A 17,790-nucleotide genomic window follows, 5' to 3' on the forward strand; every position below is an offset into this window, starting at 1 on the left:
ACTCCGGGCGGCTATATCGCTTTGTTGTTCGGTGAGCTGCGCCAGAAGGCATCGCATCAATCGAATCAAGCGTCGACATCAGCCGCAAGCTTCACATCACAACAGCTAGTCCACCCATTGCAGATCATCCGATCTGTTCAGGCGGCGTCCGAAATGTCCAACTCCGACTCAAGAATTCCCACAGGTATGGAAAGCGATTTCGCTATCCGATCCCGATAGCCCTTGCTGTACCTCAGACCTCGCTCGATGTTTTGGATTTCCTCAGCGGCCAGCCCGCACGCGACCGCCAGGTCGTCGATCGAATATCCAAGGTGCTCGCGATAAGCGCGGACGATGTGGGTTCCCTGGGACATAGCCGTCAAGACTGGTTCGGGAATGCGCGAATCCTTCATAAACATCTCCAAGAACTGGGAGCTCCCTCGGAGATTCCTCCCCGAGGCGCACACTTAGCAAATAAAAAAAATGGTCGTCCATTCGGCCGAACCGGCCTCATGCATGGGATGGGCCGCTGAATTGGCCGGGCCGGAATATGGCGGCTCACCTGCTTCTGATCAAGTATCAAGACTGCCCGTGCTGAGAGCCTGGTCGGCGTAGCGCATGCGACCTGCGATCCTTCGTGGACCATTCTCGCCGATGGCTTTCTTGAACAGCAACTCGAACTTTCGGCACGGACACTGCTTCCTTCGGCAATCTCCACCGGCGAGGCAGCGAAAGACCCGCTCGTAACCGCTACCGAGTTTCGCAATTGCAGCAAACAATGGTCATCTGGTTTCATCCGGGCTTCGGATCCAGACAAGGGGTACCGCTTTCCTGGAGGCGCATCGCCACCTGTACAGGTTCACAATCATTCGACCGTGACCGATTTTGCGAGATTGCGCGGCTGGTCTACATCCGTCCCCATGAAGAGCGCCGTGTGGTAGGCTAGAAGCTGTATCGGGAGCGAGAAGATCATTGGCGCGATAATCTCGTCGACAACCGGCAGCACGAGCGTGTGCATGGTTTCGAGTTTCGATACGGCTGCCCCTTTTTCATCGGTGATGAGGATAATCCGCCCTCCACGGGCAGCCACTTCCTGCATGTTGGAAACGGTCTTGTCGAAAAGACGGTCATGGGGCGCGATGACGATCACCGGCATGTTCTCGTCTATCAAGGCGATCGGCCCGTGCTTCAATTCACCCGCTGCATAGCCCTCGGCATGGATGTAGGAAATCTCCTTGAGCTTCAGCGCACCTTCCATCGCTAGCGGGAAACTGGTGCCACGGCCGAGATACAGGACGTCACGACACTTTGACAGTTCGCGCGACAAGAACTCGATTTCCGGCTGGATGCTCTCGAGTACGTGGCCCATCACGCGCGGCAATTCGGCGAGGCTCCTGACGAGCTCCTGCAGCTCGTCTTCGGGGACCGTCCCGCGGGCTCTGGCGGCGCCAATGGCGAGTGCTGCTAGAACGGCAAGCTGGCAGGTAAAAGCCTTGGTAGAGGCGACGCCGATCTCCGGTCCGGCAAGGATCGGGAAAACCGTATCGGCCTCCCGAGCGATGGTCGATTCGCAGGCATTGACGATAGCGCCAATTTTCAGCCCACGCTCCTTGCAGTACCTCAATGACGCAAGCGTATCGGCGGTTTCGCCGGACTGCGAGATGAAAAGAGCCGCCGACTGCGGCGGCAACGGGATCTCGCGGTAACGGAATTCGGACGCAACGTCGATTTCAACCGTCAGGCGCGCATAGCGCTCGAACCAGTATTTTCCGATCAGTCCGGCGAAATAGGCGGTCCCGCAGGCAGAGATCGCCAAGCTCGGGACCTTGGCGAAATCAATGCCAGGAACCATGTCGCGACTGTCTATGATGTTAATGTAATGACGGAGAGCATGGGCGATGACCTCGGGCTGCTCGTAAATCTCCTTCTCCATGAAGTGGCGATGGTTGCCCTTGTTGGCGAGATCGGCCGCGGCCGTGGAGATATGGCGCGGACGCTCGACGGGACGGCCGTCGACATCGAAGATATGGGCGCCCGAATTGCCGACAACGGCCCAGTCGCCGTCGATGAGATAGGTAATTTCATTGGTGAAGGGAGCAAGGGCGATCGCGTCGGAGCCCAGGAACATCTCGCCGTCGCCGTGACCGATCGCGAGCGGTGGTCCGTTGCGCGCCGCCGTGATGGTCGACGGTTCATCTTCGAAGAGGATGGCAAGCGCATAAGCGCCCTTGACGCGTTTCAGCATGGCACGCGTGGCCTCTTGCGGCCTCATGCCCTCTCGGCGGTATCTGGCCAAGAGATGCCCAACGACCTCGGTGTCGGTGTCGGTCTGGAACTCGGCGCCATCCGCCGCCAATTCGTCCTTCAGCTCGGTGAAATTCTCGATGATGCCGTTATGGACTACGGCGACACCGTCGCTAAAGTGCGGGTGCGCATTGCGTTCGGTCGAGGCCCCGTGGGTTGCCCAACGCGTGTGGCCGATGCCGACGTTGCCGCTCAGCGGCTCTTCCTTCAGTCGCGTCTGGAGATTGACGAGCTTGCCCTCGGCGCGCCGGCGGTGCAAGGCACCCTCGATGATCGTCGCAACGCCGGCGGAATCATAGCCGCGATATTCCAAACCCTTCAACGCGCCGATCAACCGATCCGACGCCGGCTGTTGCCCAACGATGCCAACAATCCCGCACATGTTCGTCTCCGCATCTTTGCGGGCAGCACCAGCCCACGCGAGACGGATACCCGTCCGGCCGCTTTAAGTGGCGGCCTTGTAGTAGAATTCCATAATATTGGTAAAATTGATTGTTGTGATAACTACCATCCACCCGATGGATAGGTCGGCCGCTGTGGAGCCACGACCCAAACTTCTATTCGCGCCTGACGCTCTTATGAGGATCGCAGACTCACACCCGCGGCAGGATCACGGCCTCGGAAAGGCCAGGAGGCCTTGGACAGTGGACGGACGACGGGCCTGCGGCCCCTTGTCAGGCAGTCGGCATCTAGGAGCATGGTGCCGCCGACTTGGGCATCGGCGATGGTCTGTCTTGGCGACAGCCTGAGTTCGCTTCAGGACCGTCGTCGTCTCGCGCGGCTGCCGGTGTCAGTTGACGATAACAAATGTCCGCCGGGGGCGAGCGCCTCGCGCACGGCACGTGCCAGCCGCGGTCGGTCCGGGACGCCGTCGAAGGCGTTGGCCGTGAAGACTCACGGGGCGTGACACCAGAGTAGCGAGTTCGTAGCGCGTAGCCGGCGACGAATTCGCAATTGGTCGCGCCGGCGCCGGTCAGCCGGCGCTGCGCGGCCTCCAGCTGGTCGGCGTAGTGCGACGACATGGCGGGTGATCGTGGCGATCGGCACAGCCGCCCCGCAACAGAGGTCGACCACCTCCATGCCCGGCTTCAGCCCGGTTGTCGCAAGCGCCATCTTCGCTGCGGTCGCGCTTGTCATGCTGCTCTTTCCTGGCCTTTGCAAGAACACGAACCTCGGCTTCGGTTGGAATGGCAATGTGGCGAAGGGCGACCCGATCTGCGTCAAGCTCATCGCCAGGGAAGAGGCGAATGATGAGCAGCCCCACTATCGCCTGATCACCACCGGCGGCCGCCGATGTTCCCAGCATTCGCGTTCCAAGGTCGGCATGTCGTGCTCCTCGCTGGCATAGCCAAGGCAGAAATAGCCGATCAGCGTCCATTCGGGCGGCGTGTCGAGAATTTCGGCCATCTCGGTCGCATCGAGGATCGACACCCAGCCCATGCCGATGCCCTCCGCCCGCGCCGCCACCCACAGTGTGTGCACTGCCATGACGGCCGAATAGTCGATGGTCGCCGCCATGGTCATGCGACCGAGCCCATGGCCTTGTCGGGTCGTGCGGTCGGCGAAGACCGCGAATTGACAGGGCGCCTCGTCGAGCCCGGCAAGCTTCAGCCGGGCATAGAGTGCGGCGCGCTCTCCCGAAAAGCGCGTGAGCGCCTCAGCATTGCAGCGCTCGAAGCAGTCTCTCACGGCAGTGCGCCGCTTGAGGCTCTCGACGACTACGAAGCGCCAGGGCTGGCTGAGGCCAACGGAGGGCGCAATGCTGGCGAGCTCGAGCAGGCGTTCCAGCGTACCCTCTGGCAGAGCCGTCGGCTCGAAGCGCCGCACATCCCTGCGCCAGCGCAGCAGCGTGATCAGCTCGGCGCGAAAATCGTCGGTGAAATCTGGAGGTGACGGCATGGCGGTCTCGTTAGGTATGGATTGGCATTAGGGAGTACAGTGTGGACAGCCTCTGCCTATTGCCAAGCTGGCTTGTTGCGTCCGACAATCGCGTCATGCGACCCCGACCGCAAACGATAGAAAAATCTTTCCTCGTGGGCGGCGCTATTACGATGCAATCGACCAAGCCAGTTTCGATCAGCTCGCACCGCGGTGAATCGTGTACCAGGCCGTTGCTAAATGCGCCATTGACACTCAGGCGCACCCGTATCGCTCACCAGGCCTCCGAATGCAGAGAACGTCGGCCTGGAACGCGGAGACAGCGACAGGCATCTCAGCTTGCATATACTCGTTCCTGCCGCATCGCCCGCAACTCAGTTTGCTTCCGACCACGTCGGCCTCGACGTCCCCGAAGATTCCCCAGGTCATTCGGCAGATACCATCGTCTGACGTCATAGCGCCGCAGCGGACAGCACCAGCTGCCCAGTTCCATTTGGTGCATCGCTGAGCTTCCAGTCGCCACCGCAATTTCGTCTTCCACCAGCGTCAGGCATGACCCAAATTGGAGCTCATCCCTCTCACAGTCGATTCGCGCTTGAACTATATGTTCTACTTTCGTTCACTGTTCGGACGGCACATTAGAAAGAGCTGGAATGGAATCTATCATCAGCCCTCGACAGCCGCCAAAGGTGGCCGCTGTTCAAGCCCGCCGAAAAGTTTGGATGCCGTTCACAAGGGGAGAGCATTGGTGGGACCATGCCGGCACCATCTACCTCTTTGTTCTTCTCGGGGAACATCGCCCGGGCCAGTGGTCTCAATCGTGACCGGAGAGTAAAAATAACTGACGCGCATCAGGGCTCGCGCATGTGGAACGAGATGAGCATCCCAGTTACTGGCACATTCTACAATCAGCTACCAATTGACAAAACGTAAGGCAGGAGACGGTTGAGACGTGGAAGGTGTTCGACCGTCGTACCGCAGAGTCGCCATAAGTCGCAGCTGATATTTGATGCAAATGGCTGGGAACGTTGCTCACCCTCAACTCGGAGGTGACCGTTACCATCAACAGCGGATGGGCTGGTGCCGTCATGAAGTTGGAGGGCGACTTTCCTCCTCTAGCCGTTTTCGCAACCTATTCCGTCGCCGTCTCGGTCAAGATCATAGATATCGGTGCCTACGACGGAGACCGGCCCGTGTACGTATGCGGGACCATTGCCCTTTCCGGAGGAACAGTCGACATCGCTGGCGATTGGAACACAGGCGCCTGTGTAGTTAGGGTCGCAGGATTCTTGGCCATGAGCGCTGCTGATGAAGGACGCCAGACCCAGAGCGACCGCGCCTAGACGATGAAACCGCATCAAACACCCGCCAGCCAACACCCAAGAAATCTTAGCGGGCATTTTAGCTCCATGCAATATTAGCGCTGGCTTGGGCGCCTATATATCACCACCAAGCTCCAAAGAGATAAGTTATTGCCCCACTGCAATGATCAAGATCGCGTTGAGGGTCGCGCGATGGCGGGCTACTTGATTTCGGTTTGGCAGATGCGCGGCCAAAGACCGACGCGTGCTGCCAGGCATATGCATCTGCGGCGGGGTTTGACTTTTGATATTGCGAGGCAGGAAGGTCGCTTGCTGTACAGAGGAGCTTATTGCCGAGGTCGAGAATCTTAGTGCCGATCGATGGTAGTGCATCCACATCAGTCTGATTTTCGACAGCCGTCGTCGAGCCGGAGTGCGCATCTCCCTCTGCGGTGAGGCCTCCGTAAGCGTCTGCGACGACCGACAGAGTCGACAACCACGCGCTTCGTTCAGCCCCCGAGGTGATCATGGCTGAAAGCGGTCCTACAAGGGCGGGCGATGTTAGCCGTCAAGGCCGACAAAAGGCAAACGCTGTGGGATCGTGTGCAGGGCGAGGTCGGCGTCCCGGTCCCGAATGAGCATAAGAAGGACAAGGCGGAATGGCTGAAGCCGGGACTGGTCGGCCGGGTCAGGAGGTCGAAGAGCGAAGAGAAGCTGCGCCACGCAAGGCTACCGGATTTCTGGGAGGATAACCAAAGAGCGCGGTCAGTCTTGGGTATATTGTACGATTGTTACCCAAGCGGCGGCCGGCATGGAACTCTCATCCTCGTGGAGCTAGGGTTGTGCTATGGCACAGCCCTTTCAATCCGCCCCAATGAGCGCTTCATTTCAGATGATCGTGGACCACTATGAGACAGCGGTTTCACTCCAGGAGCGCATTGTAACTCGCGCTCGACAAGTCGGCTTGGCGACCAAAAGCGATGACGAATTTCTGGAGCATCTGAATGCCGCGTTAGAGCGGGTGCGCCAAAGCTTGGCTCGGGCCGATTAACGTAATTGATTAAAAAATGGGACATCCGCGGTCGGCAGGCATACAGTGTGCCATCGACGGCAACTCTAAGGGCGTCCGTCGGCTGTGAGCGATCAACATGCTTCCGCCCCAATAGGGAGAGGGAGCTATGACAGACTCCAGTTCACAAACTCACACTGCCGCGCAACGCGACACCGGCCAAAATTCGATCTATCGCAATTCGCTGCTGCTACGAATGTGCTCGGCAGATTTGGCATTGCTGCAACCTCATTTCGAAAGCGTCTCCCTTGGGCTGAAGACGCATCTCGAAGTGGCGGGGTCACCAATCAGCACCGTGTACTTCTTCGAGAGCGGTCTCGGGTCAGTGGTGGGCGAGCTGCGGCCTGGTATCGAAGCTGAGATCGGAATCATTGGTTGTGAGGGCATGACCGGCTCAGCGCTTATCATGGGCGATGACCGGTCAACGCACGATTGTTACGTCCAATTAGAAGCCCGAGCCTTTGTTATCGACGCGGGCCTCTTCACCAAGGCGCTTCTGACAAGCCCAACCTTGCGAACCTTTCTGCTCCGCTACGTTCACTACTTTCACCTCCAGGCAAGCTTCACCGCGCTCAGCAATGCCCGGATGAACATAGTCGACAGGCTCTCAAGATGGCTGGTGATGTGTGATGATCGCGTCGACGGGAACAGCTTTGCGATTACGCACGAGTTCTTATCAGTTATGCTCGGTGTCAGGCGGCCCGGCGTCACCATAGCGCTGCAAACCTTGGAGGGCCAAGGTCTGATACGCTCAATGCGAGGAGAGGTAGTCATTCTTGATCGCGCGCGTCTAATTGCGCTGGCAGATGGGTCATATGGCAGGGCTGAAGCCGAATACGCTCGGCTAGTCGGCAAACTGCATTGATCGCAGGCGCCGCGGCGTCCGTAGCGCCGCGACGGTGATCGCCAACGAATGTGCTCGACAGGAGATGGTCGATCTCCTGCATTGGAGTCACGTAAGCCGCCTAGACAGAGCCTTCACCGCCGACGTTGCCGAGCATCGGGATCCAAGACGAAGCTGTCATGCCGGCACCGCTGCATGCGCCCCGCGAGGAACAAACCGCCCCTCGCCTTCGTTCAGGATTCCGAAGCACGATACGGCTGTGCACCACCTTCCGGCCACTCAAAGGAGACCCGAGACGACTTGGTCCGTAAAGGAGGTTTTCGAAGAGCATCTGAGGCTTCGCGCGGCAGGCGATATCGAGGAGGATCTCTTGGGCGCACTGCCATCTAACCTCGATTAAACAGGCACTGATGCGCTGGCTGGAGCAATGGCGAGACTCATTGCACCAGCCAAGTTCAGGGCATGTGCAGACAACCGCTTTTGGCCCGGAACAGATCGATTGGCGGCATAGCCTTATCTTTCCCTCACAACGGGAAGGCTGTTTCGGGACTTTTCGAAATCAGCGGATCACAGGCTCGCCATGGAAGCGGCGGCGCGATGGAGGAGAAACGCCGAAGCCAACTTCCATCATCAGCCGTGGCCTGTGCGACGGCACGGTGCCCATATGGAACCCGAACGGATCCTCGACGAAACCGAAACCGGCCATGCCGGTCAGCGTGACCGGACTCTGCTTGCCGTAGACGTCCAGAATCTCTTGCGCTGGATGGCCGACGACAAGCGTAAATTGGTGCTTGAGGGCACGGCGATCATGGCTGCCGCGAACATAGATATGCGGGCCGGTCCCCTCGTCGACGGGCACCAGATAGAAAAAGAACTTCAGCATCCGCCAGTCGTCCAGGTCGAAGTGGTATTTGCCGAGCGAAGCCAGGTTCTTGTCCGCGTCAGACGCCTGGCCGGTCGGGAAGCTCCACCAGACGCGCGTCGTGATCAGCGTCGCCTGGCCGCCGAGATAGTGCGCCGCGATATCCATGAGCAGCGGATCGTTTTGGATGGCAACGGCCGACTTACAGCCCAGAATGCGCTCGAAATAATGGCCGCTGAGCAACGGACGGCCAAATCGCGCCTCAGCCTCCGCATGCTCCGCCGGCATGAACTCGAGTCGGCGATCGAAATTGCCGAAACAAGGTGTGCACCTGGCGAATGCGGCTACATCTTCAGCCACCATTGCAGGCAGGACAAGGCCGGGAAAAAGCCCATCCATCCGCAGCGCGTCGACAACGTCGTGGCAATTGACACCGGCAAACATCGTGTCCTGGGCTCTTTGCGGCCTTCGGACCGGCTTTGCACCACGCCAGTGCATTCTCCGTGCCGGCATGGTGCGCGCTAACATGAACATGGGCAGCCACGCCGGGTTCTCGCGAATATCCGACAGGTAGGTCGGAATGCGTACGGCTATGCGACGCAGCATGCTGCCGTTTCGCGCGATTGTCTCAAGGCTTGCAGCGCCGGCTTTGTCGGAGTTCATAACGGTCATCGGGGTCCTCAGGTCATGAATGCACTTATCGACGAAGTTGGGTCCCGGTGTTTCGCCGAAACCCGATTCGCCGCGGAAGAACTAGGCGCTTGCCACGTTTTGTGCAACGCACCATTGCAGTGAGAAAATGGAGGTTGCGCGTTCGTATAAGACAATCGCAACCACTCCAATTACCTCAGGAACTGTCTGTAGCCGCCGCCCATCAGGTAGCGGCCGCGTTGGATGGCGCGACGTACCTGATCGCGAAGATGGCCGCCTGGATGACGCCAATCTTCTTCGACACGGCGTCTCCCGAACAAGGCAATGGCGACCTCCTGATGAGATGCTCCCGCCAGCGAGCCATCCAAAGCCTGCAGTACAATACGCAGACGCGCTCCGCGGTGTTCCGGCGGAAAGCAAGCAGCTGACACGCGGCGGCAATCATTGATGTCGTTCAGGAACTGAAGGGCAGCGACATGGAACTTGAGGTGCTGCGGCTGAAGGATTGCGTCGACATATAGCCGCAACGGGCGGAGGACGGACGCACCGGAAACGGCGATCTGCAGACTCCGGCAGTTCTCCCTCAGCAGCACGTGCTGCATGCCCGCAGCTGTCAGCAGGATGTCCTTGCAGCATGAGAGCGAAGAAAGGTGAAGCGGTTCAAAATCGTGGTCGAGCCCCAGCGGCTCCGCGGCCGCTCGTAGAATACAGGCGCAATCGCGCGGATCCCAAAAGACCCTCGCCGATGTAGCGTCCGACTGTGGCGCGTCCGCGAAAAAGGAGGCTCCATTGTCTTAGGAAAGCTGATTCTGTCGTCAACTCGATTATCTTCATGTCGGCCTGGGTTCCGACGAAGCAGGCGGACGGTGCCATTTTGGCGTGGTCGCGCTGGAATTGTGGATTGCGCCGAAGAAACTCCCAGGCCCAGCCAGTGCGTGGCAATCGTCTGGCGTAGTGGTAAGCGTCCTGGCGACGCCAGTCCGGCCAGCATACAAGGCCGACCGTCGCTTCCTTGGGCAAACCAGCATCCTTCATGGCACAGGTGTCCACAATGGCGCTATGCTGACGGGCCTAGAACCGGTTGCCACAGTACCGGTCCGCTCAGACGTCCCCTGCTGCGGATGCGCAAAAGGCTCGCGTGGGAAATCTCGAGAAACCCAGCCACCGCCTCCGTTTTGCCGACGCACTTGGGTTCTCCGATGCGCGACAATGGCCACGTAGCAAGGCGGAGGATCCGCTCCATGCGCGTGTCCGTCACCGTTACGATCCGGGTCAGATCCTTGGCCAAGCCGAACTCGATCATGCCCGCGAAGAGCTCGTAGGTCGCCTGAGCCAGCCCGCCCGCTGCCTTGGGCGCCGACGGAGGAAGATCGAGCGCGAAACGACTGCTCTCCCATATGTCGGTGGTCGAGGGCACGACGTCAGCACCCAGCAGCACCGGGAAGGTGTCGCGCAACATTGTGGGTCCGGTGCTGGGCAAAAGACGCACGCAACCGCGAATTCGCCAGTCGGATCCTTTGAGGAGCAGATAGACAGGCTTGAGAGCATCAAACGGATCGGATTCCATCTGGTCTTCGGTATCAACTTCCCAATCGAGCCTTTCCTTGAACACCCGAAACCTGAGCCCGTGCATCTCTTTGAGCTCGCCTGCAAAATCACTGTAAAAGTCTGGTGCTATCAGTTGCATCATGGTCGCCTCCATGTGGGATGTGTTCCCGCCATCGAAGGGCAAAGCTGACAGCGATGCAGCCTGTAGAGGTTTACAGGTATCCTGGCTGAGAATCAGGATCTCGTCAGGCCGGAGGCAGCCATTCGTGCAACGGCTTGGTTGATCGTTCGAACGCCAAACTTTGCCTTGGCGTTTTCCAGATGAAAGGTCACGGTGCGCTTTGAGACGCCGAGAAGCTGGCTAGTATCCCAAGCCGACTTGCCGCGCGCCGCCCATTTCAGACACTCGAACTCCCGCGGGGTGAGCGTTACACCATCCACCACGCGATGATCGGCGAGCCTTCGCCGGACATGGATATGAAAGTTGATGGCCACCAGCTGCAATGCTTTTTCGTAACGTGCCAGTGACCGCAACAGAGGCGGACGGGACTCGTCGGAAGCAAAGGTCAGGGCAGCAAACCGGCCGAGATGATCATGCATGGACATCGTCAGGCCGCCGCAGATGCCAAACTCAGCCGCACTCTCTAGAATTTGTTGCTGCGAATTCGGCAGACCGTGCCGAGCGCGATCCACACCCCAATCGAATGTATCCCAGCCTTGCAGCCCGCGCAGGATGACCGGATCGAGACTGTGGTACCGCTGTTGCAGATAACGTGACGTCCAGGATGAAGGATAGTTTGAAATCAATTGGGGGGCGTCGCCGGAGGCTGACGGGTAGGTGAAATAGGCGAATAGCGGGAAGTCGAAGCCGGCTGCAGCGGAGGCCATTGCCTCACAGAGATCGGCAGCATCAACACTTGCAGACAGTTGCTCGACGAAGTTCTCAAACACGCGATGCATGTGTCCTGTGCGTAACCTCCGTAACGCTCAATGCTAGGCAGAGACCTTGTTTTAGATGATCCCGGACGAATACGGCGCGTGCCGAGAACGTGGCTAATCTGTTGAACCAATCCGAAATAGTCTGACGTTGTCTATGAGCCGTGTGCCGCCGAGCCAGGCGGCGGCAAGCAACCGTGCCGGTCGATCGAGGCTTGTTATCGGGTGCAGATCTGCCTCATCGCGAAGTTCCAGGTATTCGACCTCGCGATAGCCTGCAGCCAGAATTGCTGCGCGAGATTCTGCAAGCGTTGGCAGGATGGGTGAGCCGCGCTGAAGCCGCTCAGCCGTCTTGAGCAGGACCGATGATAGCTTGGGAGCAACAGCGCGTTCCGCTGGCGAGAGCCGCACATTGCGCGATGATAACGCAAGACCGTCGGCTTCGCGGACTGTCGGACAGGCAACAATGGTGATTGGAATATCCAGATCCCGGGCCATGCGCCTGACCAGGTGAATTTGCTGAAAGTCCTTTTCGCCAAAGAAGCCGAAGTCAGCGCTGGTCTGCAGGAAGAGCTTGGCGACGACGGTCGCCACGCCGTCGAAATGCCCCGGCCGGAATGTACCGCACAGGCCTTCGCTGACACCGCAAACCGAAACGGTGGTGGCGAAGCCCGCCGGATACATCTCCTCTGCATCTGGCGCATAAAGCAGGTGCGCGCCAACCGGTGCCAGTTTGGCGGCATCCTCGTCCTCGGTGCGGGGATACGCGGCAAGATCGGCCTGGCTGTTGAATTGCTTCGGGTTGACGAAGAGCGTCACTATCACACGGTCTGCCTTCTCGAGTGCAGCGCGCACCAGGCTGAGATGGCCCTCATGCAGGACGCCCATCGTTGGCACCAGGGCTATCCTCACACCTTCGCAGCGCCATGCGGCGACGCTTTCGCGAAGCTGGTCAACGCTCCTGACGATCGGCACGCTCACGCTGCTTCTCCGCTCTTGGTGGCGTCCGTGTCGGCGGGCTTGGGCGCATCGGCAAACACGTGCTCTGCGGCGGGAAACTGGCGCTCCTTCACCTCGCGCGCATAGGAAGCGATCGCAGCCGCAGCCGCCTCCCGGAGTTCAGCATAGCGCTTGACGAACTTGGGCCGGAAGTCGCCGAAGAGGCCCAGCATGTCGTCGACGACGAGAATCTGGCCGTCACAGGCTGCCGAGGCACCGATGCCAATGGTCGGGGTCGCCACCTCCTTGGTGATCCGGCGGGCGAGCGCCTCAGGAACCTTCTCCAGGACGACCGCAAAGGCGCCCGCTTCGCCCACCGCAATTGCGTCGCGCCTGATGCGCTCGGCATCCCCGCCCCTGCCCTGTACGCGGTAGCCACCGATGGTGTTGATGGCCTGCGGCGTCAATCCGACATGGGCCATGACGGGCACGCCGCGTGCGGCGAGGAAGCCGATCGTCTCTGCCATCGCTTCGCCGCCTTCGAGCTTGACGGCCGTGCAGCCGGTCTCGGCCATGACGCGCGCGGCATTGCGGAAAGCCTGCTCTGGGCTTTCCTCGTAGGAACCGAACGGCAGGTCGACCACCATCAGCGCCTGCTTGATGCCACGGCGCACCGCCTGGCCGTGCGTGATCATCATCTCCAGCGTGACACCGAGCGTCGAGGGCAGGCCGTGGAGAACCATGCCGACGCTGTCGCCGACGAGCACCACATCACAATGGGGATCGACAAGCCGGGCGACTGGGGTGGTGTAGGCGGTAAGGCAGACGAGCGGCGTCCCACCTTTGCGCGAACGAATATCCGGCGGTGTGATCGCCCTGGTGTCACCATAAGCGCTCATGGGACCCTCCTTCCCCTACGTTACCAGCTGCGGCTGTCGCCTTTGGCACATTTTTGTGCAGGTGCGAAGAGCAAAAAAATGGCCATGCAGCTGCGGGGTGTTGACGTGCCAATTGGCACGCTTACACTAAATCGATTAAGGTGCCCCCGAGTTGGCCAAATAATGGACGATCAGGCAATAGGACTCAGGAAAGACAGAGCCGCCGGCAAGGCCGACAACGTCAAAGTGGACTTGATCGCCTTTGTGGTCGCCGTAAACGGCAGTCAACCCTGTGTCCTCACCATCGGCCAGGCGGACACCTTGCCCTCCGGTCCCTTTGCGCTTGAGCACCGATCGCTGCAATCCGGCTTGAGGGGGTGGGTCGAGCAGCAAACCGGCCATCGGCTGGGGTACATTGAGCAACTCTACACGTTCGCGGATCGGGATCGCATCGGCGCCGAGCGCCAGCAGCGCGTCATCTCCATCAGCTATCTCGCATTGACGCGCAAGGAACAGGCAGCGGGCTCGCCCAAGTGCGGATGGCAGAGTTGGTATGAATATTTTCCATGGGAGGACCACCGCTCCGGCACGCCTGCGGTCGTGCTGGACGTTCTGCGGCCGCGCCTGATCGAATGGGCAAACGGGGTTGGCGATTCGGCCACGCGACGTGAACGCTGGCAGCGGGCGACGATAGCCTTTGGCTTCGACGACCGCCTTTGGAACGAGGAACTCACGCTTCAACGCTATGAGTTAGTCTACGAAGCAGGCCTGGTCCAAGAGGCCGTAAGAGGGCGGGACGCAGGACCCCCGCCGCTGGTGCCCAGCAAGTCCATGGTCGCCGATCATCGCCGCATCGTGGCGACCGGCATTGCGCGGCTGCGCTCCAAGATCAAATACCGCCCAGTCGTCTTTGAGCTGATGCCGCCGGTCTTCACGCTTTTGCAGCTGCAGCGAACCGTGGAGGCGCTCGCCGGCAGGCTCATCCACAAGCCGAACTTTCGCCGACTGATCGAACAGCAGGAGCTGGTCGAGGAGACCGGAGAGGCCACCACTGAGACCGGCGGCCGGCCAGCGAAGCTTTTCCGTTTCCGCCACGCCGTTCTCGACGATAGGCTCATCGCCGGGACAAAATTGCCGCTGGCGCGGGGTTGACATCCCTTATACTCACAGCAAGTATATGCTGGTTATTTTCAGTTAGAGTATAAGCGGGAGGGGGTCGATGGGCGCCATGCTGCCTACGGCCGCGTTGCTCTACGAGCGCGTCCGACGAGTGATCCCGCCGATTGAATGGCCGGCTTTCGCCGAGGATATCGAGGCGATCCTTGCGCTGAAGCGCGAGCGCAACGCGATCATCCTGGCGCACAATTATCAGACGCCCGAGATCTTCCACTGCGTGGCCGACATCGTCGGCGACAGCTTGGCACTAGCCCGCACGGCTGCGACGGTCGAGGCGCAAGTCATCGTGCTGGCCGGCGTCCATTTCATGGCCGAAACGGCCAAGCTCCTCAATCCGGGCAAGACCGTGCTCATTCCGGATCTCAGCGCCGGTTGCTCGTTGGCGGACTCAATCACGGCAGAAGACGTGCGCTTGATGCGCCAGCGTTATCCCGGCGTTCCGATCATCACTTATGTAAATACGTCCGCCGAAGTGAAGGCCGAGTCGGATATCTGCTGTACATCCGGCAACGCCAAGGCGGTCGTCGAATCCCTTGGGGTTCTCCGGGTGATCATGTTGCCGGACGAATATCTGGCCCAGAATATCGCCGCTCAGACAGATGTGCAGATCATCGCCTGGAAAGGGCGTTGCGAGGTGCATGAGCGCTTTACACCGGCCGACATCCGCGAGTTGCGCGAAAGCCATCCCGGCGTGGTCGTGCTCGCCCATCCCGAATGCCCGCCCGACGTCGTGGCTGAAGCAGATTTTTCCGGCTCGACGGCTGCCATGTCCGACTATGTCGAAAGGCAAAGGCCGCCACGTGTCGTGCTGATGACGGAATGCTCAATGAGCGACAACGTCGCGTTAGCGCACCCAGAGGTCGAGTTCATCCGGCCCTGCAATTTGTGCCCGCATATGAAGCGGATCACGCTTGCCAACATCCGCACGGCGCTCGAGCAGAACCACCATGTCGTAACCGTCGAACCCGGGATCGCCGGGCGCGCGCGGCTAGCGGTCGAACGGATGCTGGCAGTTTGAGCGCCGACCTCCGCAGCTTCTTCGGGCGGCCCATCATCATCGGCGGCGGCATCGCCGGACTGATGACCGCGCTTCAACTGTCGCCGGAGCCGGTGCTTCTTCTGTCAAGGTCGCTGCTGGGAGCTGACAACTCGAGCACCTGGGCCCAGGGGGGCCTGGCTGCAAGTTTCGGCGAAGACGACGATCCGGCAATGCACCTGGCCGATACGATTGCCGCCGGGGATGGTCTCTGCGACAGAGACGTGGCGAGCCGCATACTCCAAGCCGCGCCCAAGGCCATAGAGGGGCTTGCGGGCTTTGGGGTTCGCTTTGACCGCAGGCCGGAAGGATCACTGTGCCTCGGATTGGAGGCCGCACACAGCCGACGTCGCATCGTTCATGCGCATGGGGACGGCACCGGGCGTGAGATCATGCGTGCGCTGATCGCGGCTGTGCGTTCCACTCCGTCGATAGTTGTCGTGGAGGGCGTGGAAGCGCGCCGGCTCGCAGTGCGAGAGAATGCGATCCGAGGCGTCTGGGCGAGCTGTTCGATCGCACCTTTCTTCTTCGGCTCACGGCGGGTGGTTCTCGCCACCGGTGGCATCGGGGGACTGTTTCTCGACACCACGAACCCTTGGGGCAGTTGCGGACAAGGCCTTGCGCTTGCGGCCCGCGCTGGAGCTGTCCTAGCCGACCTCGAATTCATTCAGTTCCACCCGACCGCGCTTGACGGCCCAGAACGCCCTATGGCGCTGGTCAGCGAGGCTGTGCGAGGCGAAGGTGCTGCCCTGATCGATGAAACCGGCCAGGCTTTTCTCCAGAGCGTGCCCGGGGCGGAACTTGCGCCTCGCGATGTCTTGGCCCGCGCCGTGTGGAACCATCTTGCGGACGGCCACCATGTTTTTCTCGATGCCCGACAACGGCCAGGCCCGGCATTCGCTCGACATTTCCCGACAATCGCATCAGCCTGCCTTGGAGCGGGCATCAATCCCGCGCGCGATCTCATCCCCATTCGTCCGGCCCAACACTACCACATGGGTGGCGTTGCCGTGGACAGCTCGGGCAGGACCTCCGTCAAGGGGCTGTGGGCCTGCGGCGAAGTCGCTTCGACAGGACTGCATGGCGCCAACAGGCTCGCCAGCAATTCCTTGACGGAGGCAATCGTGTGCGCCCGCTGGGTCGCTGAAAGCGTCGCCGGAACGCCTGCGCGCAGAACAAGGCCTGCGTTTGCGAACGTTTACCCACCGCCCGCTCCGATAGCCGTGCGCGTTTTTCTGTCGCGCGCACTCGGCATCGTCCGGGATGGTCAAGCGTTGAAAGCAGCCGCGCGTGCCTTATTGCCGCTCGCCGAAAGCAAGGATGCGGTCTCGGATCCGGCGGCTGTCGGGCTAATGATTGCTGTTGCCGCCTTGTTGCGCGAAGAAAGCCGCGGCGCTCATTACCGGACAGATTTTCCTCATCATGCGACTGCCGCCCGACGGTCCGAAATCACGCTCGAAGCCGCCTTGGCGGCTGCGCGGGAACTCGGACACTCGCCAAGCTCCGAAGGTGCAAAGGGATGATGCTCTCACCGCTCCCCACGGTCCTGCTTGAGCCGCTTGTACGGGCATCTCTTCTTGAAGACCTTGGCAGAGCCGGCGACTTGACCACGGACGCCATCGTCCCGAAGGAATGCCAAGCGGGAACCGTGTTGGTGGCGCGACAGTCCGGAGTTGTCGCCGGCATCGATCTGGCGATGCTCGCTTTCGGCTTGATTGATCCTGGTGTCGAAATCTCCGTGGAGCGGGCAGACGGCTGCAATGTCGTGGATGGAGAGGTCATTGCATCAGTGGTTGGCCCGGCCCGGGCCATTCTCACAGCCGAAAGGACGGCACTCAATTTTTTGTGCCATCTGAGCGGCATCGCCACAGCAACGGCATCGATGGTCGCTGCGGTTCGTGGATATGGCGCGAAGATCGTCTGCACCCGCAAGACGACGCCCGGATTGCGGGCAGTCGAAAAGTATGCCGTGCGCGCAGGTGGCGGGTCCAATCACCGCTTCGGCCTGGACGATGCAATTTTGATCAAGGACAACCACATCGCCATCGCAGGCGGCGTCCGGCCAGCGCTCGAGCGAGCACGAAGAGCGGCCGGTCATCTCGTCAAGATCGAAGTCGAGGTCGATACTCTGGCCCAGTTGGAGGAGGTACTTGGCTTCGCTCCCGATGCGGTTCTGCTCGACAACATGTCCCTCCCCGATCTTCGCCGCGCCGTCGCAATGGTCGGTGGCCGCGCTATCACCGAGGCTTCTGGCGGGATCACGTCGCATACAGCGCGAGCGGTTGCCGCGACCGGCGTTGATCTGATTTCGGTCGGCCGACTCATCCACAGCGCGCCGATCCTGGATATCGGCCTCGACCATCGGGGCTCATGATTGTCTGAGTAACGA

General features: G+C 60.4%; 15 protein-coding genes. 5 read left to right on the top strand and 10 right to left on the bottom strand.

Annotated elements, in window-relative coordinates:
* Positions 1 to 137: 137 nt before the first annotated feature.
* The 3 genes from NKI64_RS28710 to bluB form a co-directional block, all read right to left on the bottom strand.
* Complete coding sequence (locus tag NKI64_RS28710; RefSeq protein ID WP_031197535.1) at positions 138 to 392, bottom strand: helix-turn-helix domain-containing protein; 255 nt, start codon at positions 390 to 392, stop codon at positions 138 to 140.
* Between the two features lie 452 nt (positions 393 to 844).
* Positions 845 to 2,665 carry a glutamine--fructose-6-phosphate transaminase (isomerizing) gene (gene glmS, locus NKI64_RS28715; protein ID WP_352671519.1) on the bottom strand — a complete coding sequence of 607 codons (1,821 nt, stop codon included), beginning with the start codon at positions 2,663 to 2,665 and terminating at the stop codon, positions 845 to 847.
* Positions 2,666 to 3,546: 881 nt separating this feature from the next.
* On the bottom strand, positions 3,547 to 4,182 hold the full coding sequence (bluB, locus tag NKI64_RS28720; RefSeq protein WP_023713007.1) for a 5,6-dimethylbenzimidazole synthase: 636 nt from the start codon (positions 4,180 to 4,182) through the stop codon (positions 3,547 to 3,549).
* 2,458 nt (positions 4,183 to 6,640) lie between these two features.
* Here bluB and NKI64_RS28725 point away from each other — a divergent pair.
* Entirely contained in the window at positions 6,641 to 7,396 is a 756-nt protein-coding gene (locus tag NKI64_RS28725; RefSeq protein ID WP_023731597.1) for a Crp/Fnr family transcriptional regulator, read from the top strand.
* Between the two features lie 538 nt (positions 7,397 to 7,934).
* Here the strand turns inward: NKI64_RS28725 and NKI64_RS28730 are convergent.
* From NKI64_RS28730 to panB, 7 genes are all read right to left on the bottom strand, one after another.
* Positions 7,935 to 8,900, bottom strand: a complete 966-nt coding sequence (locus tag NKI64_RS28730) for a hypothetical protein (RefSeq protein ID WP_023820363.1) — start codon at positions 8,898 to 8,900, stop codon at positions 7,935 to 7,937.
* A 179-nt stretch (positions 8,901 to 9,079) separates the two neighbouring features.
* Positions 9,080 to 9,490, bottom strand: coding sequence for a DUF2285 domain-containing protein (locus NKI64_RS28735; protein ID WP_023673629.1), 411 nt, complete (start codon positions 9,488 to 9,490; stop codon positions 9,080 to 9,082).
* A gap of 58 nt (positions 9,491 to 9,548) precedes the next feature.
* On the bottom strand, positions 9,549 to 9,923 hold the full coding sequence (locus tag NKI64_RS28740) for a transcriptional regulator domain-containing protein (protein WP_352461172.1): 375 nt from the start codon (positions 9,921 to 9,923) through the stop codon (positions 9,549 to 9,551).
* A 22-nt stretch (positions 9,924 to 9,945) separates the two neighbouring features.
* A complete protein-coding gene (locus NKI64_RS28745; protein ID WP_023707030.1) occupies positions 9,946 to 10,578 on the bottom strand; it encodes an acyl-homoserine-lactone synthase in 633 nt (210 codons plus the stop codon).
* Positions 10,579 to 10,670: 92 nt separating this feature from the next.
* Entirely contained in the window at positions 10,671 to 11,396 is a 726-nt protein-coding gene (locus NKI64_RS28750; protein WP_023673631.1) for a LuxR family transcriptional regulator, read from the bottom strand.
* A 93-nt stretch (positions 11,397 to 11,489) separates the two neighbouring features.
* On the bottom strand, positions 11,490 to 12,353 hold the full coding sequence (gene panC / locus NKI64_RS28755; protein WP_023673632.1) for a pantoate--beta-alanine ligase: 864 nt from the start codon (positions 12,351 to 12,353) through the stop codon (positions 11,490 to 11,492).
* Positions 12,350 to 13,210 carry a 3-methyl-2-oxobutanoate hydroxymethyltransferase gene (gene panB / locus NKI64_RS28760; RefSeq protein ID WP_023707031.1) on the bottom strand — a complete coding sequence of 287 codons (861 nt, stop codon included), beginning with the start codon at positions 13,208 to 13,210 and terminating at the stop codon, positions 12,350 to 12,352. The genes panC and panB overlap by 4 nt, the downstream gene beginning before the upstream one ends.
* 162 nt (positions 13,211 to 13,372) lie before the next feature.
* Here panB and NKI64_RS28765 point away from each other — a divergent pair, with 162 nt between their 5' ends.
* From NKI64_RS28765 to nadC, 4 genes are all read left to right on the top strand, one after another.
* On the top strand, positions 13,373 to 14,341 hold the full coding sequence (locus tag NKI64_RS28765; protein WP_023673634.1) for an NUDIX hydrolase: 969 nt from the start codon (positions 13,373 to 13,375) through the stop codon (positions 14,339 to 14,341).
* Between the two features lie 67 nt (positions 14,342 to 14,408).
* Positions 14,409 to 15,383 carry a quinolinate synthase NadA gene (gene nadA / locus NKI64_RS28770; protein WP_023673635.1) on the top strand — a complete coding sequence of 325 codons (975 nt, stop codon included), beginning with the start codon at positions 14,409 to 14,411 and terminating at the stop codon, positions 15,381 to 15,383.
* A complete protein-coding gene (locus NKI64_RS28775; RefSeq protein WP_023673636.1) occupies positions 15,380 to 16,924 on the top strand; it encodes an L-aspartate oxidase in 1,545 nt (514 codons plus the stop codon). The genes nadA and NKI64_RS28775 overlap by 4 nt, the downstream gene beginning before the upstream one ends.
* Positions 16,921 to 17,775 carry a carboxylating nicotinate-nucleotide diphosphorylase gene (nadC, locus tag NKI64_RS28780; protein WP_023673637.1) on the top strand — a complete coding sequence of 285 codons (855 nt, stop codon included), beginning with the start codon at positions 16,921 to 16,923 and terminating at the stop codon, positions 17,773 to 17,775. Before NKI64_RS28775 ends, nadC begins: the two co-directional genes overlap by 4 nt.
* The last annotated feature ends 15 nt before the right edge of the window (positions 17,776 to 17,790 follow it).

Source organism: Mesorhizobium sp. M0478 (assembly GCF_040321305.1).
Classification (GTDB): Bacteria; Pseudomonadota; Alphaproteobacteria; order Rhizobiales; family Rhizobiaceae; genus Mesorhizobium.

What these genes read in the sequence shown, in the direction of transcription:
- NKI64_RS28710 (WP_031197535.1), bottom strand. Translation starts at nt 392, where the DNA reads ATGAAGGATTCGCGCATTCCCGAACCAGTCTTGACGGCTATGTCCCAG.
- glmS (WP_352671519.1), bottom strand. Translation starts at nt 2,665, where the DNA reads ATGTGCGGGATTGTTGGCATCGTTGGGCAACAGCCGGCGTCGGATCGG.
- bluB (WP_023713007.1), bottom strand. Translation starts at nt 4,182, where the DNA reads ATGCCGTCACCTCCAGATTTCACCGACGATTTTCGCGCCGAGCTGATC.
- NKI64_RS28725 (WP_023731597.1), top strand. Translation starts at nt 6,641, where the DNA reads ATGACAGACTCCAGTTCACAAACTCACACTGCCGCGCAACGCGACACC.
- NKI64_RS28730 (WP_023820363.1), bottom strand. Translation starts at nt 8,900, where the DNA reads ATGAACTCCGACAAAGCCGGCGCTGCAAGCCTTGAGACAATCGCGCGA.
- NKI64_RS28735 (WP_023673629.1), bottom strand. Translation starts at nt 9,490, where the DNA reads ATGCAGCACGTGCTGCTGAGGGAGAACTGCCGGAGTCTGCAGATCGCC.
- NKI64_RS28740 (WP_352461172.1), bottom strand. Translation starts at nt 9,923, where the DNA reads ATGAAGGATGCTGGTTTGCCCAAGGAAGCGACGGTCGGCCTTGTATGC.
- NKI64_RS28745 (WP_023707030.1), bottom strand. Translation starts at nt 10,578, where the DNA reads ATGATGCAACTGATAGCACCAGACTTTTACAGTGATTTTGCAGGCGAG.
- NKI64_RS28750 (WP_023673631.1), bottom strand. Translation starts at nt 11,396, where the DNA reads ATGCATCGCGTGTTTGAGAACTTCGTCGAGCAACTGTCTGCAAGTGTT.
- panB (WP_023707031.1), bottom strand. Translation starts at nt 13,210, where the DNA reads ATGAGCGCTTATGGTGACACCAGGGCGATCACACCGCCGGATATTCGT.
- NKI64_RS28765 (WP_023673634.1), top strand. Translation starts at nt 13,373, where the DNA reads ATGGACGATCAGGCAATAGGACTCAGGAAAGACAGAGCCGCCGGCAAG.
- nadA (WP_023673635.1), top strand. Translation starts at nt 14,409, where the DNA reads ATGGGCGCCATGCTGCCTACGGCCGCGTTGCTCTACGAGCGCGTCCGA.
- nadC (WP_023673637.1), top strand. Translation starts at nt 16,921, where the DNA reads ATGATGCTCTCACCGCTCCCCACGGTCCTGCTTGAGCCGCTTGTACGG.